18 protein-coding genes and 1 tRNA gene are annotated in these 24,626 nt (G+C 70.1%); 6 read left to right on the plus strand and 13 right to left on the minus strand.

Going from position 1 to position 24,626, the window contains the following annotated elements:
• Positions 1-326: 326 nt before the first annotated feature.
• The 4 genes from OG780_RS39470 to OG780_RS39485 all read left to right on the plus strand — a co-directional run bounded on the left by OG780_RS39470 (position 327) and on the right by OG780_RS39485 (position 4,000).
• On the plus strand, positions 327-2,423 hold the full coding sequence (locus OG780_RS39470; protein WP_328456462.1) for a DUF1996 domain-containing protein: 2,097 nt from the start codon (positions 327-329) through the stop codon (positions 2,421-2,423).
• 256 nt (positions 2,424-2,679) lie between these two features.
• A complete protein-coding gene (locus tag OG780_RS39475) occupies positions 2,680-3,111 on the plus strand; it encodes a hypothetical protein (protein WP_326789845.1) in 432 nt (143 codons plus the stop codon).
• Between the two features lie 76 nt (positions 3,112-3,187).
• Positions 3,188-3,261, plus strand: a tRNA-Met gene (locus tag OG780_RS39480).
• 145 nt (positions 3,262-3,406) lie between these two features.
• Entirely contained in the window at positions 3,407-4,000 is a 594-nt protein-coding gene (locus OG780_RS39485) for a uridine kinase family protein (RefSeq protein ID WP_326789846.1), read from the plus strand.
• Between the two features lie 215 nt (positions 4,001-4,215).
• Here the strand turns inward: OG780_RS39485 and pflA are convergent, their stop codons facing one another.
• The 3 genes from pflA to adhE form a co-directional block, all read right to left on the minus strand.
• Positions 4,216-5,043: a pyruvate formate-lyase-activating protein gene (gene pflA / locus OG780_RS39490; protein WP_328456466.1), complete on the minus strand. Its 828-nt coding sequence runs from the start codon at positions 5,041-5,043 to the stop codon at positions 4,216-4,218.
• A 74-nt stretch (positions 5,044-5,117) separates the two neighbouring features.
• Positions 5,118-7,382, minus strand: coding sequence for a formate C-acetyltransferase (pflB, locus tag OG780_RS39495; protein WP_328456468.1), 2,265 nt, complete (start codon positions 7,380-7,382; stop codon positions 5,118-5,120).
• A 52-nt stretch (positions 7,383-7,434) separates the two neighbouring features.
• The gene (gene adhE, locus OG780_RS39500; RefSeq protein ID WP_328456470.1) at positions 7,435-10,125 is read right to left on the minus strand and encodes a bifunctional acetaldehyde-CoA/alcohol dehydrogenase; all 2,691 of its coding nucleotides are present in this window, start codon (positions 10,123-10,125) and stop codon (positions 7,435-7,437) included.
• Positions 10,126-10,404: 279 nt separating this feature from the next.
• Here adhE and OG780_RS39505 point away from each other — a divergent pair, with 279 nt between their 5' ends.
• Entirely contained in the window at positions 10,405-10,857 is a 453-nt protein-coding gene (locus OG780_RS39505) for a flavodoxin family protein (RefSeq protein WP_328456472.1), read from the plus strand.
• A gap of 28 nt (positions 10,858-10,885) precedes the next feature.
• Here OG780_RS39505 and OG780_RS39510 read toward each other — a convergent pair whose 3' ends face one another.
• From OG780_RS39510 to OG780_RS39520, 3 genes are all read right to left on the minus strand, one after another.
• Entirely contained in the window at positions 10,886-12,526 is a 1,641-nt protein-coding gene (locus OG780_RS39510) for an FAD-dependent monooxygenase (protein ID WP_328456474.1), read from the minus strand.
• A 123-nt stretch (positions 12,527-12,649) separates the two neighbouring features.
• Positions 12,650-13,828 (minus strand): PP2C family protein-serine/threonine phosphatase, encoded by a 1,179-nt coding sequence (locus OG780_RS39515; RefSeq protein ID WP_328456476.1) that lies wholly within the window; start codon positions 13,826-13,828, stop codon positions 12,650-12,652.
• 194 nt (positions 13,829-14,022) lie between these two features.
• Positions 14,023-14,487: a hypothetical protein gene (locus OG780_RS39520; protein ID WP_328456478.1), complete on the minus strand. Its 465-nt coding sequence runs from the start codon at positions 14,485-14,487 to the stop codon at positions 14,023-14,025.
• A gap of 294 nt (positions 14,488-14,781) precedes the next feature.
• Here OG780_RS39520 and OG780_RS39525 point away from each other — a divergent pair, with 294 nt between their 5' ends.
• Positions 14,782-15,429 carry a TetR/AcrR family transcriptional regulator gene (locus OG780_RS39525; protein WP_328458701.1) on the plus strand — a complete coding sequence of 216 codons (648 nt, stop codon included), beginning with the start codon at positions 14,782-14,784 and terminating at the stop codon, positions 15,427-15,429.
• A 220-nt stretch (positions 15,430-15,649) separates the two neighbouring features.
• On the opposite strand, the gene OG780_RS39530 is transcribed toward OG780_RS39525, so the two are convergent.
• The 7 genes from OG780_RS39530 to OG780_RS39560 form a co-directional block, all read right to left on the minus strand.
• Positions 15,650-17,230, minus strand: coding sequence for an MFS transporter (locus tag OG780_RS39530; RefSeq protein WP_328456480.1), 1,581 nt, complete (start codon positions 17,228-17,230; stop codon positions 15,650-15,652).
• 353 nt (positions 17,231-17,583) lie between these two features.
• Complete coding sequence (locus tag OG780_RS39535) at positions 17,584-18,312, minus strand: FAD binding domain-containing protein (RefSeq protein WP_328456482.1); 729 nt, start codon at positions 18,310-18,312, stop codon at positions 17,584-17,586.
• 258 nt (positions 18,313-18,570) lie between these two features.
• Positions 18,571-19,404 carry an ABC transporter ATP-binding protein gene (locus OG780_RS39540; RefSeq protein ID WP_328456483.1) on the minus strand — a complete coding sequence of 278 codons (834 nt, stop codon included), beginning with the start codon at positions 19,402-19,404 and terminating at the stop codon, positions 18,571-18,573.
• A gap of 326 nt (positions 19,405-19,730) precedes the next feature.
• Complete coding sequence (locus tag OG780_RS39545) at positions 19,731-20,456, minus strand: hypothetical protein (protein WP_328456485.1); 726 nt, start codon at positions 20,454-20,456, stop codon at positions 19,731-19,733.
• 255 nt (positions 20,457-20,711) lie between these two features.
• Positions 20,712-20,999, minus strand: a complete 288-nt coding sequence (locus OG780_RS39550) for a hypothetical protein (RefSeq protein ID WP_328456487.1) — start codon at positions 20,997-20,999, stop codon at positions 20,712-20,714.
• A gap of 230 nt (positions 21,000-21,229) precedes the next feature.
• Positions 21,230-22,828, minus strand: coding sequence for a TROVE domain-containing protein (locus OG780_RS39555; protein WP_328456489.1), 1,599 nt, complete (start codon positions 22,826-22,828; stop codon positions 21,230-21,232).
• Positions 22,829-23,260: 432 nt separating this feature from the next.
• Positions 23,261-24,475, minus strand: coding sequence for an IS701 family transposase (locus tag OG780_RS39560; protein WP_443062348.1), 1,215 nt, complete (start codon positions 24,473-24,475; stop codon positions 23,261-23,263).
• Positions 24,476-24,626 lie beyond the last annotated feature (151 nt).

The following is a 24,626-nucleotide window of genomic DNA, read 5'->3' on the forward strand; positions in this document are numbered from 1 at the left end:
CCCGGGTCATGACCGGGGCCCCACGTCCAGGGCGTACCCGTGGTGCAGTGCTCCCATCAGGCCATCGGTCCGCGCCCGGTGCAACCGCAGGGGTGTGCGGGCCACGCTCGGCGCCGCCCGGTCCGCCCGGTCCGCCCGGTCCGCCCGGTCCGCCCGGTCCGCCCGGGGCGAGCGGGTCCTCCGGCGTTCACCGAAGCGCCCTGGGGCAGTTGCTCCATACGGGGTCACTGTGAATTCGGGAGACGGCTGAACACAACGCGACCCGCGTGCGTATAGGGGCGGGGGATTTCCATGTCGAGCCGACCACGACGCGTAGGAGCACCACCTTGGGACGCAACACGCGCAGACGCCCAACGGGCGCACGCCGCGCGACCTCTGCAGCTTTCGCACTGATATTGGGCGGAGGCGGACTCGTAGGAATCAACGTCTACGCATCGGCGAGCGAGACCGGTGCCACGGACGCGAACGTCCTGTCCGCCGGGTCCGCCACCATCGACTGCCCTGACGTCGGTGAACAGTTGAAGACGGTTCCGGACGCCGCGAAGGAGGGCGTCGACAAGGAACTGGCAGACCTGGACCAGCAGATCGCCGAGGCGTACCGGCAACTCCAGGCAAAAGCCGACCAGATGCAGCAGAACGGCGACAGCGGCGCCGACGCCATCATGAATCCGCTGAAGGAGAAGCGGTCCGAGTCGATCGGCCGCATCGTGGCCGCGATCGATGCCGCGGGCGACCCGCCGAGCGGGCTCGACGGTTTCGCGGCCTGCACTCTGCGTCCCTCCGGCAACCAGCCCGGCACCGGGGCGGACACCGGTCAGAGCGCCGCGCCGCAGGACCAGAACAGCGCGTCACCGAGCGCCGGCGCGCCCCAGAACCAGGGCGGCCAGCAGGGAGGCGCCGCACCGGCCGGCAACGGCCCCGTGGCCGCCGACTACGCGGACATCAAGTCCGTCCAGCCCAACGTGGCGAATCCGCAGCCCCAGGCCGACGCCTCCCAGGGTGAGTTCGTCTCCAGCTGTGGAGTGAACGCCAACGGCCTGTTCAACTCGGACAACGTGATCGTGGCTCCCGGTGTCACCAACGGCGCCCACCACTTCCACGACTACATCGGCAACCAGTCCAACACGGCCTTCGCCAGTGACGACGACCTGGTCAAGGCCGACACCTCCTGCCAGGACAAGGGCGACAAGTCCTCGTACTACTGGCCCGTGGTGCGCCTCCAGAACGGAACCCAGGAACGCGACGCGGGTTCCCCCGGAGGCGGGACCGAGGGCAACGCCGGCAAGATCGTCACGCCCAAGCAGGTCACGCTGACCTTCGTCGGCAACCCGCGCAGCAAGGTCACGGAGATGCCGCGGCTGCTGCGCATCATCACCGGTGACGCCAAGGCCTTCGTCAACGGCCCCGCGAACGCCAACGCCTCCTGGAGCTGCACCGGTTTCGAGGACCGGCAGCTGAAGGACAAGTACCCGCTCTGCCCGCAGGGCAGCGACGTGGTGCGCACCTTCAAGTTCCAGAGCTGCTGGGACGGCGCGAACATCGACAGCGCCAACCACCGTACCCACGTGGCCTTCGCGGACGCACAGGGCAACTGCCCGGGCGCCTTCAAGGCGATTCCGCAGTTGGTGCAGCGCATCGTCTACGACATCGACGCGCCGAGCCTTCAGGACGGCGGCCGTACCTCGCCGCTGTTCGCGGTGGACTCCTTCCCGGAGAACCTCCACAAGCCGGTCACGGACCACGGCGACTTCATCAACGTCTTCGACGAAGGCACCATGAAGAACGTGGTCGACTGCATCAACAGCGGCAAGAAGTGCGGCGCCGGCGCCGGTGACGGGGGCGGGCAGCAGGAGGATCCGCCGGCCACCGACGAGCCGTCGCAGAGCGCCGAGCCGAACCCCTCCGAGGCAGCCCCGAACCCGTCGGAGCCGGACCCGAACCCCTCCGAGGAGCCGGCGGAGAACCCCTCCGAGGCGGCCCCGAACCCCTCGGAGGCGGACCCGAACCCCTCCGAGGAGCCCGCGGAGAACCCCTCCGAGGAGCCGGCGCCCACCGCGGACGACCCGTCCGACGGCAAGGGTGAGCAGGGCTCCGGTGACAACGGAGGCGGTCAGGCCGAAGAGCCCACCGAGGAAGCCCCGGCCACCGAGCCGGCCGGAGACGACGCGCCTCCCGCCACGGTGGAGCCCAAGTCCGATGTGACGACCCCGGGCGACGACCAGGGCGCCGAGGTGGGGACACCCGCGCAGACGGAACCCCCGGCCGGGTCCTACCCGCCGGCCACGTCGGGGATCGAGCCGCAGGCGGTCGGGACCGGCGGGCTCGCCGAGACCGGGGCGAACCTGTGGCCGGGCGTGATCGGAGGGATCTTCGTCCTCTCCGGCATCTTCGTGCTCTACCGGATCCGGCGCACCTACGCGTGACACGGACAGCCCGGTACGGGCGACTCCCGACGGATGAGTCCTGACGGATGACTCCTGGCGGATGAAACTCGCCGGACGAGTCCTGACGGACGAATTCCGGACAACGAGTTTGAGGGGGCTCGTGGCCTGTGCGAACAGGGCACGAGCCCCCTCGGCCGTGTTCCGGGCGGTCGTCTCGACCGGCGGGGCGAGCCGATTCGCAGCATGCTGGTGGGAGACGCGATCATGTCGTCCACATTGGGGAAGGCGAAGCTCCATGGACGCATCAGAGCAGGCACCGGATGACCGGCCCCTCGACCTGTACCTCGAAATGCTCCGCCTGCGTATGGCTCCGGCGGACTACGCGCTCTTGCTGCGCATGGTCGAGCCCGTACTCGAAGCGATCAGGGAGGAGAGGGTGGGAGCGATCGAACTGTGTCTCGACGGCGCGGAACCCGAGAGCGTCCCGCAGGAGGTCCGTGACGAGGCGTCCCTCGTGGTCGCCGTGGCCGTCACGGGACGCCTGGACAACCGGATCGTCGAGCTGGAGACCGAGGAGATCGGTGTCGTCCGGGTCGTCACGGATTCGGGTACCGCCGATGATCCCGAGCGGTGCAAAGAGATCGCCGACTTCATCGGAGAGCGGCACCGTCAGGACGAGGAACTGCGGGGCATCGCCGAAGTGAGCGGTCTGCCCACCGACGTGTGACAGCCCCCGTGCAGTCCGCCGGCGGGCGATCATGGTCCTGGGTCCGGAAAACATGGCGTAGAGTTGATTTCACCAACGCGGGGTGGAGCAGCTCGGTAGCTCGCTGGGCTCATAACCCAGAGGTCGCAGGTTCAAATCCTGTCCCCGCTACTCGAAGACTGAGGGGCCGACATCACGATGTCGGCCCCTCAGTCGTGTCGTGTCTTCCCGGCCGCCCGGACCCGTGAGTCGTCGGAACGTACGAGTGCTGCTCATTCGCCACGGGCGGAGCGCCCGGTGCCGACACAATCGCCTCATGACGAAGATCGAAACAGTCGCGGAGCGCGTCGTGGCCGCCGCCCGCGCCCGCGCCGACAAAGGACTGGTGCTGATCGCGGTCGACGGCATGGGCGGGTCGGGAAAGTCGACCCTGGCCTCCGCCGTGGCCCGGCTCGATGATGCCGTGGTCGTGCACGGAGACGACTTCTACCGTCCGATGGACGCCGACGAACGCGCCGCACTGACCCCTGCCCAGGGCTACGACCGCTACTTCGACTGGCAGCGGCTGCGCGACGAGGTCCTCACCCCGCTCGCCACCGGCCACGACGCGGCCTACCGGCGCTACGACTGGCCGACCGGATCCCTGGCGACGGACGAGGTGTGTGCCGTCGCCTGCGACGGCATCGTCCTCGTCGAGGGTGTCTACACCGCCCGGCCCGAACTCGCCGACCACTACGACCTGGTCGTCTACGTCGACACCCCGCCCGAGGAGTCCATGCGCCGGCTCCGGGCCCGCGGTGACGACCACGGCCCCATCGACTGGGAGGCCCGCTGGCGCCTGGCCGAGGAGCACTACCTGAACACGACCCGTCCCCGGGAGAGGGCGCATCTCGTGGTTCCCGGCCACTGACGACAGTGCCCTGACACGACAGCGCACTGACACGGCACAACGAAACACCGCCTCCGGTCGAATGACCGGAGGCGGTGAATGTGGAGCGCCGGGCAGGCCTTGCACCTGCATTTCCCCGCAGGAAGCGGGGGGTCTTTCCTTGGACCACCAACGCCGGGCTCGTCACCGAGTGTTCGGTGCGGGCTCAAGACCGAGCATATCGGCAGTTCAGCGGGTCATACCGCGTTCAGGCCGTACGAGGCGAAGACGGAGCGGGCCTCGGCGATCTGGGCGGCGCTCGGGACCGGGGTCGCGGCGAGGGTGAAGTTCATGCCCAGTCCCGCCCATTTGTCGGCGCCGAACTTGTGGAACGGCAGGATGTCGACACGGGTGACGTTGCCCAGGGACGCCGTGAAGGCGGCGACTCCCGCCACGTTCTCCGGGGGGTCGGTCAGACCCGGGACCAGGACGAAGCGGACCCAGACCTCCTTGCCCAGTGAGGCCAGGCGACGGGCGAAGACCAGGGTCGGTTCCAACTGACGGCTGGTGAGGCGCATGTAGAGCTCGCGGTCCCAGGCCTTGATGTCCAGGAGCACCAGGTCGACGCTGTCCAGAAAGGCGTCGGTGGCGCGGGCGCCGAGGAAGCCGGAGGTGTCCAGGGCGGTGTGCAGGCCCAGGTCGTCGTGGCAGCGGCCCAGGATCTCGCCGGTGAAGTCCGGCTGGAGCATCGGTTCGCCTCCGCTGACGGTGAAGCCGCCGCCCGCGGCGCGGATGAACGGCACGTACTTGGCCGCCTCCGCGACGACCTCGTCCGTCGTGGCGCGCTTGCCGTTGCTCATCCGCAGGGTGTCGGGGTTCTGGCAGTACAGACAGGCCAGCGGGCAGCCGGCCACGAAGAGGACGAAACGGGTGCCGGGACCGTCGACACCGGTGGAGATGTCCCAAGAGTGCACCGACCCGGTGAGGGGCCCGGTGCCGCGCTGCGGGACGGCCTGCTCGACGGGCCTGTCGGGGTCGGTGGAGACGATGGGCAGGAGAGCGTGTCCCGGCTGGATCAGGGTCATGACGAAGCCTTCTTCCGTCGTGGCGGTTCCCGGGGAGCGCGGTGCGCGGTCCGCTCTCCCCGGGAGGCAGGCGGCTACAGCGACCCGTGGAAGGTGCGGCCCAGCACGTCGAGCTGCTGCTCCCGCGTCAGCCGCACGAAGTTGACCGCGTAACCGCTGACCCGGACGGTGAGCTGCGGGTACTTCTCCGGATGCTCCATCGCGTCCATCAGCGTGTCCCGGTTGAGCACGTTGACATTCATGTGGAAGCCCTGGGAGGTGACGAAGCCGTCCAGGACTCCCGCCAGATTGCGGATCCGGTCCTCGGGGGTGCGGCCCAACGCGTCCGGGGTGATCGTGTTCGTGAGCGAGACCCCGTCCTCCGCCTGCTCGTACGGCAGCTTGGCCACCGACAGCGCGCTGGCGACGTAACCGTGGGTGTCACGGCCGTTCATCGGGTTGGCGCCGGGCGAGAACGGCTCGCCCGCGCGGCGGCCGTCCGGAGTGTTGCCGGTCTTCTTCCCGTACACCACGTTCGAGGTGATGGTGAGCACCGACTGAGTGTGCTCGGCGCCCCGGTAGGTGGGGTGCTTGCGCACCTTGCGCATGAACTCCTCGACCAGCCACACCGCGATCGAGTCGGCCCGCTCGTCGTTGTTGCCGTACGCCGGGTACTCGCCCTCGATGCGGAAGTCCACGGCCAGCCCCGTCTCGTCCCGCACCGGAGCGACCTGGGCGTACTTGATCGCCGACAGGGAGTCCGCGGCGACCGAGAGCCCGGCGATGCCGCATGCCATGGTGCGCCGGATGTCACGGTCGTGGAGCGCCATCTCCAGCCGCTCGTAGGCGTACCTGTCGTGCATGTAGTGGATGACGTTCAGGGCGTGGACGTACGTCTCGGCCAGCCACTCCATCTGCCGGTCGAGCCGGCCCAGCACCTCGTCGTAGTCCAGCGTCTCGCCGGTGACCGGCCCGGTGGCCGGGCCGACCTGGGTGCCGGACAGCTCGTCGCGGCCGCCGTTGATGGCGTACAGCAGTGTCTTGGCGAGATTGACCCGGGCGCCGAAGAACTGCATCTGCTTGCCGACCTCCATCGCCGAGACACAGCAGGCGATGGCGGTGTCGTCCCCGAAGCGCGGGCGCATCAGTTCGTCGGACTCGTACTGGAGGCTGGAGGTGTCGATCGAGACCTGCGCGCAGAACTCCTTGAAGCCCTGCGGAAGCGCCGGTGACCAGAACACCGTCATGTTCGGCTCGGGCGCGGGCCCCAGGTTGTACAGGGTCTGCAGGTAGCGGAAGGAGGTCCGGGTGACCAGGGTGCGGCCGTCCGAACCGATGCCGCCGATGGACTCCGTGACCCAGGTCGGGTCGCCGGAGAACAGCTCGTCGTACTCCGGGGTGCGCAGGAACCGCACGATCCGCAGTTTGATGATGAAGTCGTCGACGATCTCCTGCGCCGCGCTCTCGTCGAGGATCCCGGCGGCGATGTCCCGCTGGAGGTAGGCGTCGAGGAAGGTGGAGGTGCGGCCGAGGGACATCGCGGCGCCGTTCTGCTCCTTGACCGCCGCGAGGTAGGCGAAGTACAGCCACTGCACGGCCTCGCGGCCGGTGCTCGCCGGGCCCGAGATGTCGGATCCGTAGGAGGCGGCCATCTCCTTCAGCTCGCCCAGCGCACGGATCTGCTCGGAGATCTCCTCGCGTTCGCGGATCACCTCCTCCAGGCGTGCGGGGTCGCGGGGCAGGGCGTCCAGGTCGGCCTTCTCCTCCTGCTTGGCCTCGATCAGACGGTCCACGCCGTACAGCGGGACCCGCCGGTAGTCGCCGATGATGCGCCCCCGGCCGTAGGCGTCGGGCAGGCCCGTGACGATGCCCGCCTTCCGGGCCGCCCGGATCTGCGGGGTGTACGCGTCGAACACCCCGGCGTTGTGGGTCTTGCGGTACTGCGTGAAGACCTTCTCCAGCTCCGGCGAGACGGGATAGCCGTACGTCTTGAGCGCACCGGCCACCATCCGCCAGCCGCCGAAGGGCATGATGGCCCGCTTCAGCGGGGCGTCGGTCTGAAGACCGACGATCAGGTCACGGTCGCGGTCGATCCAGCCCGGCGGGTGCGCGGTGATGGTGGACGGGACGTCGTAGGACACGTCCAGGACGCCCTTGGCGCGCTCCTCGGGGAACAGATCGGTGATCTTCTTCCACACGGTCGTGGTGCGCTCGGTGGGACCGGCCAGGAAGGAGTTGTCACCTTCGTACGGGGTGTAGTTCTGCTGGATGAAGTCCCGTACGTTGATCTCGTCGCGCCACAGACCTCCCCGGAAGCCGTCCCAGGCGCTCCGGACGGGCCGCTGCTGCTGCGTGGTCATCGGTGTACGACTCCTTCTCGGTCGATCGGGGCCTTGGCGTTCGTACGGGGGCTCACACCGGGTCGCCGTAGTAGGCGCGGCGCATCAGTTCCTGCATGTCGGCCAGCATCGGCAGCCTCGGGTTGGCGGGCGCGCACTGGTCCTCGTAGGCGAACATCGCCTGCTCGGGCAGGGCGTCCAGGAACGCCGCCTCGTCGACCCCGGCGTCCTTGAACGATCGCGGGATGCCGACCTTCTCGCGCAGTTCCTCCAGCGCGTGGGCGAGGGACTCCACACCCTCCTCCGGGGTGTCGGCGGGCAGGTCCAGCATCCGGGCGACGTCCTGGTAGCGCTCGGGGGCGACGTAGTTGTGGTACTTCGGCCAGCTCGTGACCTTGGTGGGCGCCGATCCGTTGTAGCGGACCACGTGCGGCAGCAGCAGCGCGTTGGTGCGGCCGTGGGCGACGTGGAAGGTCGCGCCCAGGGTGTGCGCCATCGCGTGCACCACGCCGAGGAACGCCGACCCGAAGGCCATGCCCGCGATGGTGCCGGCGTTGTGCATCTTCTCCCGCGCCACCGGGTTGTTCGGCCCGTCCAGCACGGCCTGTTCCAGATTGCCGAAGATCAGCCGGATGCCCTGCAACGCCAGCCCGTCGGTGAAGTCGTTGGCGTACACCGAGACATAGGTCTCCAGACAGTGCGTGAGCGCGTCGAAGCCGGAGTCCGCGGTGATGTCCTTGGGCAGACGGGACGTGAGCGCCGGGTCGCAGATGGCGACGCTCGGGGTCAACGCGTAGTCGGCCAGCGGGTACTTCTGGCCGGTGGCCGTGTCGGTGATGACGGCGAACGGGGTGACCTCGCTGCCGGTGCCCGAGGTGGTCGGGATACACACCAGATCGGCCTTGGTGCCCAGGTCGGGGAAGGTGAAGGCGCGCTTGCGGATGTCGAAGAACTTCTCCTTCATGTCCGCGAACTCGACCTCCGGATGCTCGTACATGAGCCACATCACCTTGGCGGCGTCCATCGGCGAACCGCCGCCGAGGGCGATGATGGTGTCCGGCTCGAAGTGGCGCATCATCTCGGCGCCCGCGCGCACGGTGTCGATGCTCGGGTTGGGCTCGACGTTGTCGATCACCCGGACCTCGGAGGGCTCGCTGCGGCGCCGGAGGACCGTGCGGATCCGCTCCAGGTGGCCGATCTCCACCATGGTCTTGTCGGTGACGACGACGACCCGGCGTCCGCCGCGCATGTCGGCGAGGTACTTGATGGAGTCGCGCTCGAAGTAGATCTTCGGCGGGATCTTGAACCACTGCATGTTGTTGTTCCGCCGCCCGATCCGCTTGATGTTGATCAGGTTGAGCGCGGTGACGTTCCCGGAGACCGAGTTGCTGCCGTACGAGCCGCAGCCCAGGGTCAGGGACGGCATGAACGCGTTGTAGACGTCACCGATTCCGCCCTGCGAGGTGGGCGCGTTCCAGATCACCCGGCAGGCCTTGACGGCATGCCCGTACTCCTCGGCGAACGCCGCGTCCTCGGTGTGGACGGCGGCCGAGTGGCCCAGACCGTTGAACTCCACCATCTCGGTGGCCAGCCGCACCCCGTCGGTCCGGCTGTCCACGGTCAGCACGGCCAGCACCGGGCAGAGCTTCTCCCGGGTCAGCGGCTCCTCGACACCGACCTCGGAGACCTCGACCAGGAGCACCGAGGTGTCCTTGGGCACCTCGAAGCCGGCTCCCTCGGCGATGGCGACCGCGCTCTGCCCGACGATGTCGGCGTTCAAGTGGGCGCCCGCGCAGTCGCGTCCGCCCTGCTGCTCGGCGCCGACACCGAAGAGGTACGCCTCCAGCAGCGCCTTCTCCTGGTCGTTGGCCGTGTACGCCTTGAGCTTGCGGAACTCCCCGATCGCCTCGTCGCGGATCTCCCGGTCCAGGATCACGGCCTGTTCCGAGGCGCACACCATGCCGTAGTCGTAGGTCTTGGAGAGCACCACGTCGTTGACCGCACGCCGTATCTGGGCGCTCTTCTCGATGTAGGCGGGTACGTTCCCGGCCCCGACGCCCAGCGCCGGCTTGCCGCAGCTGTAGGCGGCCCGGACCATCGCGTTGCCGCCCGTCGCCAGGATCGACGCCACTCCGGGGTGGTTCATCAGGGCGCTGGTGGCCTCCTTGGACGGCCGCTCGATCCACTGCACGCAGTGGGCGGGGGCGCCCGCCCGCACGGCCGCGTCCCGGACGATCCGGGCGGCCTCGGCGGAGCAGTTCTGCGCGGCCGGGTGGAAGCCGAAGATGATCGGATTGCGGGTCTTCAGCGCCATCAGGGCCTTGAAGATGGTGGTGGACGTGGGGTTGGTGACGGGCGTGACGCCAGCGATCACCCCGACGGGCTCGGCGATCTCCACGATCCCGTCGATGTCGTCGCGGCGGATCACGCCGACGGTCTTCACACCCTTCATCGAGTGGGTGATGTTCTCGCAGGCGAAGATGTTCTTGACGGCCTTGTCCTCGAAGACGCCGCGCCCGGTCTCCTCGACCGCCATCATGGCGAGTCGGGTGTGCTCGGCGAGCGCGGCCAGACTGGCCTTCTTCACTATGTGATCGATCTGTTCCTGGGTGTAGTCGGCGTACTCTCCCAATGCCTCCAGGCCACGCGCCACCAGCTCGTCCACGGCCTGCTCGACCCCGGCGGGCTGGGATCGGGCGGCCGACGCGGCGGCCGTGCCGGCCCCGGAGGTGTGCTGGCCGTCCTTCTTCCGGCGGCTGGTCATCGGATCACCCTTCGGTCGCGGTGTGCCGAAACAGCCGGGCTCCAACCGCTCCGGATTACTTCCAGCCTTGCACCGCGCACCCGATCGTGCAGCCGGGCGGGCCGCCGCCTCCCGGCCGTGCGGCACCCGTGACGGACGGTGTCGGCGCCCGGACCCCGGCGCCTGCGGCGGGGAGTCGGAGGCACGGGCGGGGAGCCGGGGTCTCCTCGTCCAAGTCGGCGGTCGGCTCGGCCCGGTGGTGCTTGCGGCGACGGCGGGCGGCGCGGCAGGGTGCGGGGTGTGCCTACTCTGCTGATCGTGCATCACACGCCCTCGCCCAACTGCCAGGCCATGTTCGAAGCCGTGGTCTCCGGCGCGACGGCGCCCGAGATCGAGGGCGTCCGGGTGGTGAGGCGGGCGGCGCTGGAGGCGACCGCCTCGGATGTGCTGGCCGCCGACGGTTATCTGCTCGGCACCCCGGCCAACCTCGGCTACATGTCGGGCGCGCTGAAGCATTTCTTCGACCAGGTCTACTACCCGTGCCTGGACACGACGGCCGCGCGCCCCTTCGGCTACTACGTGCACGGCGGAAACGACGTCACGGGGGCGGTGCGCGGCATCGAGTCCGTGACGACGGGCCTCGGTTGGCGCCGTGCGGCCGAGGCGGTGAAGGTGACCGGCGAGCCGGGCAAGGCCGACATCGAGGCGTGCTGGGAGCTCGGCGCGACCCTCGCGGTCCAACTGATGGAATGATCCCGCCCGTTGAGGCCTGAGGCTACCGCTACCGGGTGCCGGAGTCGGCCGGGGCGAAGGTACGGGCGAGGTGGGCCGTCAGCTGCGCCGCCGTCGGCGGACAGAGGCGGGCGCCGATGTATCCGTCCGGGCGGACCACGAAGGCGGTCACCCCGTCGGAGACGCCGTACAGACGGGCGAACTCGCCGAGCGCGTCGACGTACGCCGGAGAGCCCGAGGTGTTCGTGGTGCTCCCGGCGGGCCGGATCACGCAGGTACCGACCCGCCCTCCGGAGAACTCACCCGCCACTTGGGCGAGTTGACCGCTCTGCTCGCCGTCCCCGTACACCAGCAGAACGTGCCCGCGATCGCGCAGGAGGTCGTAGAGGCGCAGCGGGAAGGTGGCGATGTCCGTCGCGAGGCCGGTGCAGTCGGGTGCCCGGTCGCCCGGCTGGGGTCCGGGGCCCTCGGAGGCGGGGCCCACGAGCGGGCTGCCGCGGTAGCCGACGAGGAGCTGTGCCTCGCGCAGCATCACGGTCCCCGGGGCGGCCGGGTCCGCCTGGACGCCCTGGGTCGCGTGGCGGACCGTGCGCTCGACGACCTCCTCACCGACGGGACGCCGTTCGGCGTCGTAACTCGCCGCCAGATCGCGGCGCGCGCCGCCCTCGATGGCGAGGACGAGTTTCCAGGCCAGGTTCCAGGCGTCCTGGATACCCGTGTTCATGCCCTGGGCACCGGTCGGGGGGTGGATGTGCGCCGCGTCGCCCGCGACGAAGACCCGGCCGTCGCCGTAGCGGTCGACGATCCGGTGACTGATGCGGAAGACAGAGGACCAGCGCAGACGGGAGGCGGTCGTGGGACGGGGGGACAGCCGGTCCAGCACGGTCTGGATGTCGGAGAGCGCGGGAGCGTGTCCGCCGTCCAGGCCGTGGACGACGCCGTCGGCCGGCCCGTCGTTCCGCCCCGCCGTGGAGAGTGCGGGCGGGACCATCATGGACATCCGGTACCGGTTCCGGCCGGGCAGCGGGATGCACACCAGGATGTCGTCCACCTCGCCGTCGCCGTTCCGGTGCATGGCACGGACGCCGTACCCCTGCGGCAGGTCCCAGTCCACCTCGACATCACCGAGCATGTACTCCTCCGGGAACGCGCTGCCCTCGAAGGTGAGTCCCAGCTTCCTGCGCACGATGCTGTGCGCGCCGTCGCAGCCCACCAGATAGCGCGCCCTGACCTCTTCCTCGGCTCCGGACGCCGACCGCAGGGCGACCGTCACACCGTCGGCGTCCTGGCTGAACGCGACCAGTTCCGTGCCCCGCTCGATCCCGGTACCGAACCGTGCGAGATAGGTGTCGAGGATGCGCTCGGTCTCGTACTGCGGCAGGGCGGCGAAGCCGTACGGCACCTCGGGCGGCAGGACGAGGTCGATCCGGGCCTGTTCGGTGCCGTTGACGTAGGCGAGCTGCCCGTACATCGGTACCGCCGCCTCCAGGACCGTGCGGGTGAGCCCCATGTGGTCCCAGATCTCCAGCGTGCGCGGCTGGATGCCCACCGCCTTCGCGTACGGGAGCCGAGCCGGAAGCCGGTCGACGATACGGCAGCGGACCCCGCGCCTGCGCAGCTCCGCGGCCGCCGTGAGACCCACCGGGCCCGCACCCGCCACCACGACGTCGGTTCCGAAGGTGTGGGCCACGGGAGCCTCCCTGGGTGAGCCCCTGCGTCGAGTCGATCTCCCACCATCGTGGCCCCGCGGCGGCCGGCCTCGCGAGTCGGGCACGGGCGCGAGAAGCGCGGTGTCGCCTAGGGCGTCGTGCGTTCAGAGTTGTGCGGGAGGCGGCGATCCGTCGGTGGGAAGCCGGTGGTGGCCGTCCGGCGTGCGGTGCGAGAGGCGGAGGTGGTGCGCGGGGGTGCGTTCGATGACCAGGAAGGCGGCGTCGTCGCCGGGCTGGTCACCGATGTGCCGGACGAGATCGTCGTGGATCTGGCGCAGCAGGACGTCGGGGCTGGAGGCGGTGAGGGTGGCCACCCGGTCCGCCAAGGGGTAGAAGGCGCCGTCCGGGGAGCGGGCCTCGATCACGCCGTCGGTGTACAGCAGCAGGAAGTCGCCGGCCTCGAAGGCGAACGGATCGGAGTGATGGCTGGTGGCGGGCAGCTCGCACATGCCCAGCGGGGGCACGGGATGCCGTGCGTGCAGGACGGTGACCCGGTTGTCACGCAGGAGCAGTGGCGGGGGATGACCACAGTTGATCATCTCGACCTGCGCGCCGTCGTCGGGGATGTCGAGAACGAGCGCCGTGATGAAGTGTTCGCCCGGGTCGTGCTCGGTGTCGGCCACCTCGTCCAGGTCCCGGCACACGCTCACCTCGAGGGCCGCCGTCAGTTCGGGGAGCGTGGCGTACCGGTGGGCGCCCTCGCGGAAGGCGCCCAGTACCACCGAGGCCTCGCCGATGGCGGCCAGTCCCTTGCCCCGGACGTCCCCGATGATGACGCGGGTGGACGCGCCGGCGGCCCGGGTGACCGCGAACAGGTCGCCGCCGATCTGGGTGTCGTCCTCGGCGGCCAGATACAGCCAGGCCACGCGCAGCGGACCGATCCGGCGCGGCGGGGGGCGCAGCAGCACGCGTTGCGCGGTCTCGGCGATCGAGCGCGCCCGCACCAGCTCCCGGGCGCGCCGCTCCCGTACATGACACACGAACACGACCAGGGCGGAGAGCACCACCAGAGCGATGAGCTGCGCGATGTGGTTGGTGGTGCCGAGTCCGCCGTGCAGGACGGCGATGACCACCTGGGCGGCGACGGCCAGCACGCCGACCAGGGCCGTCAGCGCGGGGCCCGCGAGCGAGGCCGTGAGGGTCGGCGCGATGACCAGCAGGGGGCCCAGATGGACGTCGGTGGGGGAGCGGATGTCCACCACGGTGATCACGACGATCAACGCGAGCGGGATCGCCACCAGACCGCGGCCCGACGGTTGCTGCACGAGACGGTCCACTGACATGCGCCGGATACCCACACGCCCCATTTTGTACCTGTTTCCGTGGCTGTGGGGTTCCGTACGGTGTTCACCATCGGCGAGTCGACGGTGAACACCGTCGGCGAGTCCGGCGCGCTTGTGTGTTCTCGGGTGACCCCTCGGAACGGCCTCGGGCGGGGGCCGTCAGTCCGCGACGCCAGGTCGGCGAACGGCCGGCGTCAGTCCCACAGCGGGTAGCTGACCTTCTGCGCGTATCCGTCCGGGTGGTCGTGGGTGTAGGTCAGCGTCATCCGCGCGTAGTGCTGCACTTGCGGCTGCTTCTTCCACGGCTGCGGGTGGTCCAGGCGGACGATGACCGGGTACGAGTGGAACTTGCCCGCCGCGCAGTACGGCTTGCAGTCGTTCACCATGTTGACGCCGCGGGCGACCGCGGAGTCCTGGTTCCAGTGCGACCAGTGGAGCGAGACGAGTCGGCTGTTGCCGTCGCCGCAGGCCAGGATGAACTCGGCGGGGCGCACATCCGGATGCCAGAAGCAGTCCACGAGCACAGGGGGCGCCTGTCGCTGCTGCGTGGCGTGCGTGGCGTGCGAGGTCGCGGGGGCGGCGGAAGCGGTACCCATCACCGCTGCGAGCGACGCGGCCGCGCAGACGGTGAACGCGGTCCGGATTGAGTTTCTGCGCATATCAGCTCCATGCGGGACGCTCTGTCATGTGGCCGTCAGCGTGTCGGCTCTGCCTCGACGCTACGGCCTCGGTGTGTGATGTACCACTCATACGGATTAACGATGCCATTTCGTAAGAAGTGGCAGACATCGGTACACAGGGCGACGCATCAGAACGCACCGCAACAGACGGCAGCGCATCGCGACACATGGCAACGCACCGCGACACATGGGAACGCGCGACACATGGGAACGCACCGCGACGCCGCCGAGCACACCGCGACGTGTTCGGCGGCGCCATAGAATTCGTCTGTGATGAATAAACCCGGTTCACAGCGCGGACGCAGGCCGGGAAGCCCGGACACCCGGGCCGCGATCCTGGCCGTCGCCCGGCGGCGCTTCCTCGAGGACGGCTATCACGCGGTGACCCTCCGGGCCGTCGCCGGCGAGGCCGACGTCGATCTCGCCCTGATCAGCTACTACTTCGGGTCCAAGAAGGGGCTGTTCGGTGCCGCTCTGGCGCTGGGTGCCAACCCGGCCGAACTCCTCGCGCGGGTCGTGCAGGAGGGTGAGCTCAGCACGTTCCCCGAACGGGTCGTCCGTCAGGTCGTCGCCGTCTGGGACGACCCCGTGACGGGTCCGCCCCTGCTCGCGATGATGAAGACCGCGATCGACGACGACTCCCTCGGCTCGCTGGTGAAGGAGGCGCTCGAACGCGAGATCGTCGACCGGATCGCGGCCCTCGTGCCGGGACGCGACGCCCGGCAACGTGCCGCCGCGTTCACCACCGTGGTGGCCGGGCTGATCGCCACCCGCTATCTGCTGCGGCTGGAGCCCATCGTCTCCATGACGACCGACGACCTGGTCCGTTTCGTGAGCCCGCAACTGCGGCAGGCCCTGCGCGGCCCCGGCCGCCCCGAGCGGGACGCCCGACCCGCCGGACGACCGGTGCCGCGCCCCTGATCCATCGGTCGGTCCGTTCCGCGGGTGGGCCGCCCCGACACACGACCACGACCGGTGCCGCGCCCCTGACCGGCCGTCCCGTTCCGTCGTGCCGGTGGGGCCCGACGCACCGAAGACCGGCGCGGCGCCCCCGTTCCGGTCTCCTGGTCGGGCCCCCGACACGACGAAGACCGGCGCCTCGCACAGTGCGAGGCGCCGGTCCGGAGTTCTCTGCGGCAGTTCAGAGGTACGAGGGCTGCTCCTGCGCGGCCCGCTCCCGTGCGTCGACGGTGCCCGGAACCTCGTCGTCCTCGGCAGGGGCTTCCGGCCCCGGAGCCGAACGCAGCAGGGCCGCGACGGCGACGGCGGCCAGCACGGCGGCCGAGGCGGCGCCGAGCAGCGCCAGGTGCATGCCGTCGACGAACGCGGCCGTCGCCCGGCCGGAGACAGGGCCGCCGATGGAATGGGCGGCGGCCAGCGAGGAGCGCGCCGCGTCCGCCACCTGCTGCGGCAGGCCGGGCAGGCTGCTCAGGTGGTCGCGGTAGGCGGCGCTGAGCAGGCTGCCGAGGACGGCGATCCCCAGGGCGCCGCCGAGCTCGCGTGCCAGGTCGTTCATGGCCGAACCGACGTTCTGCAGCGAGCGCGGCAGCGCGTCCGTGATGGCGGTCGTGGCCGGTGTCATGGCCAGGCCCATCCCCGCACCCAGCGGTACGAGACCGGCCGCGATGATCCAGTACGGGCTGGACGCGTCGAGCCGGGAAAGAATCCCCATGCCTGCCGCGACACCGGCGAGACCGGCCACCCAGGGCCCCCGGAAGCCGAACCGGCCGACCAGCACAGGGGTGGCGCGGGAGACAGGCACCATGGTCACGGCCATGGGCAGCATCGCGGTCGCCGCCATCAAGGCGCTGTCGCCCCGCACCAGTTGCAGGTACTGCATCATCACGAAGACGAATCCGAAGAACACGAAGAACTGAAGCATGATCGAGAGCGAGCCCGCGGCGAAGTGGCGGTTGCGGAAGAGCCGGGGGTCGAGCAGCGGGTTCTCGCGGCGCAGTTCGAAGACGACGAACCCCGCCAGCACGGCCAGGCCCAGCCCGATCCCGGCGAGCGTGACCGGGTCGGCCCACCCGCGGGTCGGCGCCTCGATGACCGAGTAGACCAGCGTGACCAGGCCCGCCACGGCGAGGACAGCGCCACCGACGTCGAGCCGAGGCTGCCGCGGTTCCGCGGACTCGGGCACGAACAGCAACGTGCCGACCAGGGCGACCAGGGCCAGAGCGACGTTCAGCAGGAACACCGATCGCCATGACCAGCCCTCCAGCAGGGCCCCGGAGGCGAACAGACCCACCAGCGCGCTGGCTCCGGCGACCGCCGCCCAGACGCTCACCGCTCGGGCCCGCTGGGCGCGCGGGAACGTGCTGGTGATGGTCGAGAGCGTGGCCGGCATGACCAGCGCGGCCCCCACTCCCAGGACGCCCCGCAGCACGATGAGCGCCGAGGGCTCGGTGGTCAGCGAGGCGGCGGCGGATCCGGCGCCGAAGATCGCCAGTCCCGCGAGCAGGGCCCGCCTGCGGCCGAAACGGTCGCCGAGGGCGCCGGCCGGCAGCAGCAGCGAGGCGAAGACCAGGCTGTAGGCGTCGATGATCCAGGACAACTGTGTCTGGGTGGCATGTGTCTCGCGGGCGAGATCGGGCAGCGCCACATTGAGCGACGCCATGGCGGCGACCACCGCGCCGAGGGCGACGCAGGTGACCACCAGGACCAGGTTGTGTCGTACGGCCGGCGGGGAACCGGCGGCAGGGGTGCGGGTGGAGGGCATGTGCTCCGTCCTTCCTCCGAGTGGTCCGGGAGGTTCCCGGTGCCTGGACCCAGAGTCGGGAGTCCGCCGTGCGATTTCCACGTTGATGAATTAGGGAAGTGGTCCGGCGGCCGGTGCCGGAGGTCCGTGCGAACGCGGTCCCCGGCACCGCGCCGGGCGGACATGCCGTTCAGCGGGCCGGAAGCCAGGGATGGCGGCCCGCCGGGGACGGGCGCGCCTGCGTCTCCGTCCCCGGATCGGTACGACTGACCGGCACCTGTTGAATTCCCGGGCCCCGGGCCCCTGCCGGCAGGGGCCCGGGGAGAGCGCGTCTCCGTCCCCGTCTTCCACGAAGGCGGGGACGACGAGTACCTCTAGCGGTCGGCGGCGCGCGCCAGCAGGTCGGTCACCTGTCGGCCGACGAGTTCCCCCGCCGAGGCCGGAAGCCGGCCGAGGGAACCGTTCCGCAGTGTGCGCAGAATGTCCTCGGCGTCGGTGTCGCCGTGGCACTCGGCGCTCTCGCTGAACACCTCGTCCTCGGAACGGACCGCGACGCGAAGGAGGGTCCGGCCGTCGTCGACGCGGTGCAGGGCGGCGGCGACGACGAGCGGCGACGGTCCGCCCGGCTCGGCCGCGGCCTTGACGTAGTTGCTGGTGACCGGTGTGCGCCAGCGCAGGCTCAGGAGCAGGTGACGCTTGGCGAGCACCTCGGCCAGATCGGTCTCGGTGACGCCCTCCGGTTCCAGGATCACCGCGCGGGCGTCCAGGACGAGGGCCGCGGGCAGCAGACAACGCAGCGTGCTGCCGACGATGTTGCCGCCCACCGTGGCCGTCCGGCGTACGGCGCCGGTCCCCACGCCGGCGGCCGCCCGGCGCAGCACCTCCGGCACGCGGTCGTCTATGCGGCTGAGCACCACGGCCGAACCCAGGGCCTCGGGCTCGATCGTGTTGGCCTCCGGGAGCTCGCGCAGCGACATGGCCCGGTCGGGGAACCCGTCCCGCTGCCAGGTGGCCCACAACAGTGTGGCGCCGCCGATGGGTACATCCCCTTCGGTCATGTACTCCTGTGCTTCGGACACGGACGTGGGCAGACGCAACAGCACGACAGCCGACCTGCTTTCCTGGTGACTTGGCGGCGGGGTACTCGGTGTCTTGGCGAAATGACCGTCGACAGGCGCATTTTCGCCGTACGGGCGGGGGCGCGTACAGGGCACACTCCCTCGACCGGTGCGCCCCGCCGTGCGGATGCGCTCACGCCGGGGACTTCGCCGGGGGCGGCCGCACGCGTTGTCCGCACTCACTGGGCGGCCATGACGCCCGTCACTTTCCTTTCCCACGCCGCGAGTTGCTTCGTACCGCTGTCAACTACCCTGGTGGGAGCCGGAATAGGCCGCCCATCGCCCGCCGTGCCGGACCACGGTGATCCGCCGTCCGAAGCAGGTGGTCATCCAGGAATCGGTCAGGGTGTCCTCGACGGTGCCCTGCGCGAGGACGCGCCCCTCGCGCAGGAGCAGGGTGTGGCTGACGGCCGGGGACAGCTCCTCCAGATGGTGGGTGACCGTCACGGTGGCCAGCTCCGGGCGGCTCTCGGCCAGCCGCTGCATGGCCTCGACGAGGTCCTCGCGGGAGGGCAGGTCCAGGGCGTTGAACGGCTCGTCGAGCAGCAGCAGGGCCGGCTCTGCCATCAGCGCCCTGGCGATCAGGACACGGGCCCGCTGCCCGCCCGAGCAGACCCCGTACGGCCGGTCGGCCAGCTCCTTGATGTCCAGCTCGGCGAGCAGTTCGTGGCCACGCCGACGCACCTCGGCGTCGTACATCCGCCACAGCGGCTGGACCGTGCCGGTGTGGCCCGTCAGGACGACGGAGTGGGCGTCGAGGTCCTGCGGTACGCGCTGGGCCGTACTCACATGGCCGATACGGGCGCGCAGCTCGCGCACGTCGACCCGGCCGAGCCGGCAGCCGAGCACCTCGACGCTCCCCGTCGTCGGATGCATCAGTGCGCCCAGCAGCCGCAGCAGGGTCGTCTTGCCCGCGCCGTTGGCTCCGAGCAGGGCCCAGTGCTCACCGGCCCGTACCGTCCAGTCGATGTCCGAGAGGATCACCTGGCCGCTGGTGTGACGGTGGACGCTCACGTCGCGGAGCGCCACCACCGTGCCCGTGCCACTGACGTCTGACTCGGTCCGCACCTCGGTCATGTCGGGCTCCCCTCGATCGGTCGGCGCACCTCGCACATTAGATGCGCCGGGCATCTTGTTACCCGTGTGTCCGCTTGGTGGACGGCGGCGAGGCGCGTGGGGGCAGCGCCGAGCGCCGGCCTTCCGGCGATGGCGGATCACGACCGCTTCAGGATGCCGACGGCGCGGCCCGCCTGGAGGAGAACCGCCGCCGGGATCGCGGTGGTCACCGACCCCGGCGCGGCTGACCATGCGTCATCCTTCGCCAGTAGCGGGCCACTTCACGCTCGCCCGACTCCGAGAGCCGATCGATGCGCACCACCCGGCTCTCGGTGTCGCCACGCTCGCTATCGTCGGGGCAGGTCAGGTGAGCCGAACACGGTGGTCCAGCGACGGGCGAGCACCGCGTTTTCCCGGGGCGCGAGCAGCTCGGGGGCTCCGAGCGCCAGCGCGGCCGCGTACGCCGCACGAAAGGCCCGCAGCCAGGCCGGATCGCTGAGCACCTCGACGTCGACCTCCTCATCCGGACCGAACAAATGCGGGCCCACCCGGTGAGCGGCCTCAGTGACAACCCTGTTGAGAGTCGTCAGGGCGCATCCGACCGGAGAAAGAGTGTGGTGGCCTCGCGACCAGCGAGACCACAGTGTTCGTATCAGAGGCTCTTCGCCGTCGTCCGACAGCGCGGCAAGGGCGTCGGCCTGGGCGCCGGTCAGCGTTCGCGTCCGGGCGATCACCCATTCCACGGCGTCCCCGTGCGGGCCGGCGACCAGCCATTCGGGCACCTGCTCCATGACCGTGAAGGCCCGGCAGGGCACCCACCTGTAGCCGTACAGCGGCCGCATCGGCTCGAGATCGGCCACGCGCCACAGGCTGGACGGCCACTGCCGGGCATCGGCGGCGATCTCGTTCACCATCAGTCCCTCGTCGCCGACCGGCTGTCGGTCCGCCGGTCGCACGGGACGGCGCTCACGAGCGGCGAACAGCTTGTCGGGAACGAAGGACACGCGCGCCCCGGGCACAGGCTCCGGCTCGCCGTAGAAATGTTCGGCGTCGTAAAAGGCGAAGAAGGACACGCCGCCACAGTACGTACCTCGACGCAGCGGCCGCCCCCGACTTACGGAGCGTCGAGCCGGAGCCGCTGGTCACGCTCCGCCCCCGGACCAGGATCACGCTCTGCACCGGTCCGCCTCGTGCCGGTCGGCGTTGGACGCGAACTCCGGTATGCGTCGGCGGCGTCCCTGCCCGCTGTGTTCCGCACCCTGTCGCCGACAGGACCAACACCGCTGACGTCAGCATCCCGAGCCAGGCTCTCAGCTTCCTTGGCGTCGTTATTCACTGATCCTTTCCCGTAGCTCGGCGGGCTCATCGCCGACGCGGGCCGCCCCGAGGACGGCCCGGCCCGCCTCGATGCCTTGAAGGCACGCCGTGGCGAGGAGGAGTGGGACCCCTTCTGGATCCGGCTTCCGCTGCCGGCCGCCTGCGACCGCGTCGACGAAGCGATCGAACGGGCCCGGGCTCACCCCGAGGGCGGCACGTCGTACGCGGCGCCGCACATTGCCGAGCTGCTGGCCGGCGCCGGACGCGCCGAGGAGGCTGTCGCGGTCCTGCGACCCCACGCCTCCGTGAACAGTCACGAGTTGGCCGGGTACCTCGTCGGCTCGGCCGGGTCGAAGACGCCGTTGCCGTCCTGCTCAGGACAAGTCCCGTCCGCCACAGCCCTCGACCACGGCCTGGAGCGCAGAGCCCCCGTTCTGATGTGTGTCTGGTGCCTTCCGGCGATGGGCGCTGGACGGGCAGGGGTGCTGATGGCGCACCCGATCCACCGGCTGGGGCGTGACCGTGCGGATCACGCCGGTGCGGCGGTCCACGGCCACGCGGCCTCACGGCCGGCCTCGATGAGGCCGACCATCCGGAACGCGGCGTCCGTGAGGCCGCCGAAGGTGTGCCGGTGGGGGCCCGTCGGTCCGTGGGCGGGCTGGTATCCCGCAAGGTTCCAGGTGTAGACCGGGATGCCGGGCGGGACCGGTTCTGCCGCTCCGCCGCGTCCGTAGGGGGCGGCCTGTTCGTCGGTGACGATCAGGACCCGGTCGTGCCCCCGGTAATGGGTCCGCACCGCCTTCGTGGTGTGGGTGCCTCCAAGACTGCGGAACCGTTTCAGCACATCGAGCGCCGGCTCGCCCGCCTCGAACGGCACTTGCGCGCTGCTCCAGCCGAACTCCACCAGATCCGCCTGCTCGGCGCGCATGGCCAGCGCGGTGCCGAACACGGCCGCCGCGTCCGACCGGGTCAGTTTGGACCGCTCGGAGACCGTGTCCCAGAACATGGAGTCGGACCGGTCCACCAGGATCAGGGTCCGGCCGGGCAGCGGCGGTACGTTGGCCAGGGAGTGGGTCAGTGCCTGTTCCAGTGCGGCCGCCCAGCGCTGCGACGGTGCGTGCTGGTGTGCGGCCAGGTAGCGGAAGGGGAACTGCCGGGACCGGGCCACCTCGGAGGCGTTCGAGAGACGGGCGGCGACCTGGGCCGCGACGTCGTCCGAGACTCCCGCCTCGTCGAAGTTCCGCAGGTTCCGCAGGAGCGCCATCGGCGCCATCGTGGGGATCATGGCTTCCCAGACAGCGGCGTCCATCGGTCCGTGGAGCCAACCCGCCAGCACCTCCCACGTCATGCCTGCCGCGGCCAGCCGCTCGGAGCCGCCCGGCCCGGTCACCAAGGCGCGCCGCTCGTCCGCAGGCGCTTCCATCAGGGTCCGGTGGGCGGTCAGCAGACGGTCAAAGGACGGCGGAACCGCCTGTTCCGGGTGGTGGCGGCGGTCCAGGGCGTACCGGAAGAGCGCACCCTGCCAGGGCTTGTCCGGGTCGGGGGAGGCGTGCACCAGGTTGAGCACGTCGCCGAAGCGCAGACCCTTGGACGCGGTGTCGTACTTGAGCAGGGACCGAGACGTGTACAGACGGCGTACGCCGTCGGCGATGCCCCGCTTCACCGGCTGCGGCACGTTCCGCCCGTACGCCGAGATCCAGTGGGCGAGCAGTTCGCCGGGCTCGTCGGCGCGTTGGAGCACCGAGTCGATCACGGACCGGTTGGACGGGCCCCCGGACTCCCCGGCCCTGAGCCGGGCCCGCACGTACGCGGCGGCGCCCACCAGGGACGCCGTGCGCATGTTGCCCTCGCCGCGAAGCCAGCGCAGCAGGCCGGCCGTCCACGCGGGGTCCTGGAGAGCGAGTTCACCGACGAGGCGGGCGTACCGGTCGTCCCGCTCCGCACCGCTCTCGTAAAAGGTGCGCTGGGAGACGAAGTTGCCGACCGCGAGCAGGAAGAGTTCCTCGCGGGGTTCCCGGACGAAGGCCTGGCCGCCCTCGTAGGTGCGGAAGTCCGGCGTGCACTCGTGACCGAGCCGTGGTGGGGACAGGGTGCGGGCGGTGGCCGAGATGTGCGGGGCCACGAGCATCTCGGACCAGATCTTGGAGACGCGCGGGGTGTGACGAGGCAGCGAATCCCCCCGGATTCAAAGGACTTGGACGGCCCCGGCCACAAGGTCGACGGGGCGAAGACGCCCCGACGGGGCGAACGCGCCCGCGCCTGCCGAGATCAAAGGTGGCGGCGGCGTTACTTGGTTTCGGAAGGAAGTAGCCGCAGCCGAGCGCATCGGAGGCGCGGTCGCGATCCCAACGTACAAGCGCCATCGGGTCGCACGCCAACGATTTAATACTCCAGCAGCACTTTGACGTTTTCCCTGTTCAGGGGCGGTTTGGGTGAGTGTAGTGGGCTGATTGCCGGCCTGTGTTCTCTTTCCCGGGCCGTCCCTCGATCGTGTGCAGCCGTCGTCGGTAGTGGCATTGTCGGGCGACGGCTTGGCGTCGTCTGCGCCAGTGTGACCATCTCAGTGCGCGTGCGTTGATGAGGGGCTGGCGAGCCGTGGGTGAGTGGACAGTTGCCAGGAGCCGCCGAACTTCTGCCACGGTGAGGGGCGCAAGGCAGGAACCGTTTCTGCTGCCCCTTTTGCCGCGGCGTCGGCGGCCATGACGGCCAGGAAGGCATGCGCCAGCATGGCCAGAGTGACGTGCCGCATCCAGCCCGTGTAGCGGCGGACTTCGTACTGATCCAGGCCGCATTCGTTCTTCGCGGCCTGGAAGGTTTCCTCGATGGCCCAGCGCATCCCGGCGACACGGACCAGGGTCTCGATCGTGGTGCCGAGCGGTGCATGGGCGAGGTAGTAGGCGATCTCGTCGGGCTTGTTGATGCTGCGGCGGGCCAGTGCCCACCGCTGGTGGGTGGGCATGTCGCCGTCGAAGTCCTCGATGGACGTGATCTGCAGGGCAGCCCAGTGGTAGAAGCGCGGGCCCTTCGCGCCGTCACCGCACGAACGTCTCTCCCATGCCTCGCCCGGTGCCTGGGAGAAGAGGTGATCGATGCGTCCGAAGTGCGGCACTTGCTGGGACTTCGGGACGGCCAGGACGTAGCCGACGGCGGTCTCTTCCAGCATGCGGCGCAAGCGCCACTCCTGGCCGTAGGCAGAATCGGCGGTCACCCAGGCGATCGGCAGGGGAGAGGCGATCGCCCGCAGCACCATGGCCTTGGCCAGGTCAGGCTTGGTGGCGAAGGTGCGCTCGTCAGGAATGTGGGCGGCGCGGCAGCGGGCGCGGTCATCCGTCCAGGACTTGGGCAGATACAACTCCCGGTCCACCAGGGCGCGTCCGCGTGTGGTGGCGTAGGCGGCGAACACGCCGATCTGGCAGTTTTCGGTGCGGCCGGCGGTGCCCGAGTACTGCCGTTGCACGCCGGCCGAAGTGGTGCCCTTCTTCAGGAAGCCGGTGTCGTCGAGGACGAGGATGCCGTCGGGCTCGCCGAGTCGTTCGGCTACGTAGCCCTGGAGGTCGTCGCGGAGCTCGTCGGCGTTCCAGCGAGCGCCGTTGAGGAGCCGCTGCAGGCGGTCAGGGGTTTGGTGTCCAGCGTATTCGGCCAGTTGCCACCCGTTCTTTCGGCCGACCGGGCCCATCAATCCACGGATGTAGTCACGCATCCTGCGACGCGGCTCGACGCGCTTGAAGCGGTGTCCGGTACGCAGGAACAGTTCCTCGAGCTCGTCGTTCCAGATCTCAACTGCACGCTCGTCAATCACGCCCGAAGGCTGCCCAGAGCGTTGCCACTACCGACGGCGGCTGCACACGATCGAGGGGCGGCCCGGGAAAGAGAACACAGGCCAGCAATCAGCCCACTACACTCACCCAAACCGCCCCTGAACAGGG

The organism is Streptomyces sp. NBC_00386 (genome assembly GCF_036063235.1).
In the GTDB taxonomy this organism is placed as follows: Bacteria; Actinomycetota; Actinomycetes; order Streptomycetales; family Streptomycetaceae; genus Streptomyces.

Bases quoted from the DNA above. Each gene is read 5' to 3' on its own strand.
- OG780_RS39475 (WP_326789845.1), top strand. From the start codon at position 2,680: ATGGACGCATCAGAGCAGGCACCGGATGACCGGCCCCTCGACCTGTAC.
- OG780_RS39485 (WP_326789846.1), top strand. From the start codon at position 3,407: ATGACGAAGATCGAAACAGTCGCGGAGCGCGTCGTGGCCGCCGCCCGC.
- pflA (WP_328456466.1), bottom strand. From the start codon at position 5,043: ATGACCCTGATCCAGCCGGGACACGCTCTCCTGCCCATCGTCTCCACC.
- pflB (WP_328456468.1), bottom strand. From the start codon at position 7,382: ATGACCACGCAGCAGCAGCGGCCCGTCCGGAGCGCCTGGGACGGCTTC.
- adhE (WP_328456470.1), bottom strand. From the start codon at position 10,125: ATGACCAGCCGCCGGAAGAAGGACGGCCAGCACACCTCCGGGGCCGGC.
- OG780_RS39515 (WP_328456476.1), bottom strand. From the start codon at position 13,828: ATGTCAGTGGACCGTCTCGTGCAGCAACCGTCGGGCCGCGGTCTGGTG.
- OG780_RS39520 (WP_328456478.1), bottom strand. From the start codon at position 14,487: ATGCGCAGAAACTCAATCCGGACCGCGTTCACCGTCTGCGCGGCCGCG.
- OG780_RS39525 (WP_328458701.1), top strand. From the start codon at position 14,782: ATGAATAAACCCGGTTCACAGCGCGGACGCAGGCCGGGAAGCCCGGAC.
- OG780_RS39530 (WP_328456480.1), bottom strand. From the start codon at position 17,230: ATGCCCTCCACCCGCACCCCTGCCGCCGGTTCCCCGCCGGCCGTACGA.
- OG780_RS39540 (WP_328456483.1), bottom strand. From the start codon at position 19,404: ATGACCGAGGTGCGGACCGAGTCAGACGTCAGTGGCACGGGCACGGTG.
- OG780_RS39555 (WP_328456489.1), bottom strand. From the start codon at position 22,828: ATGCTCGTGGCCCCGCACATCTCGGCCACCGCCCGCACCCTGTCCCCA.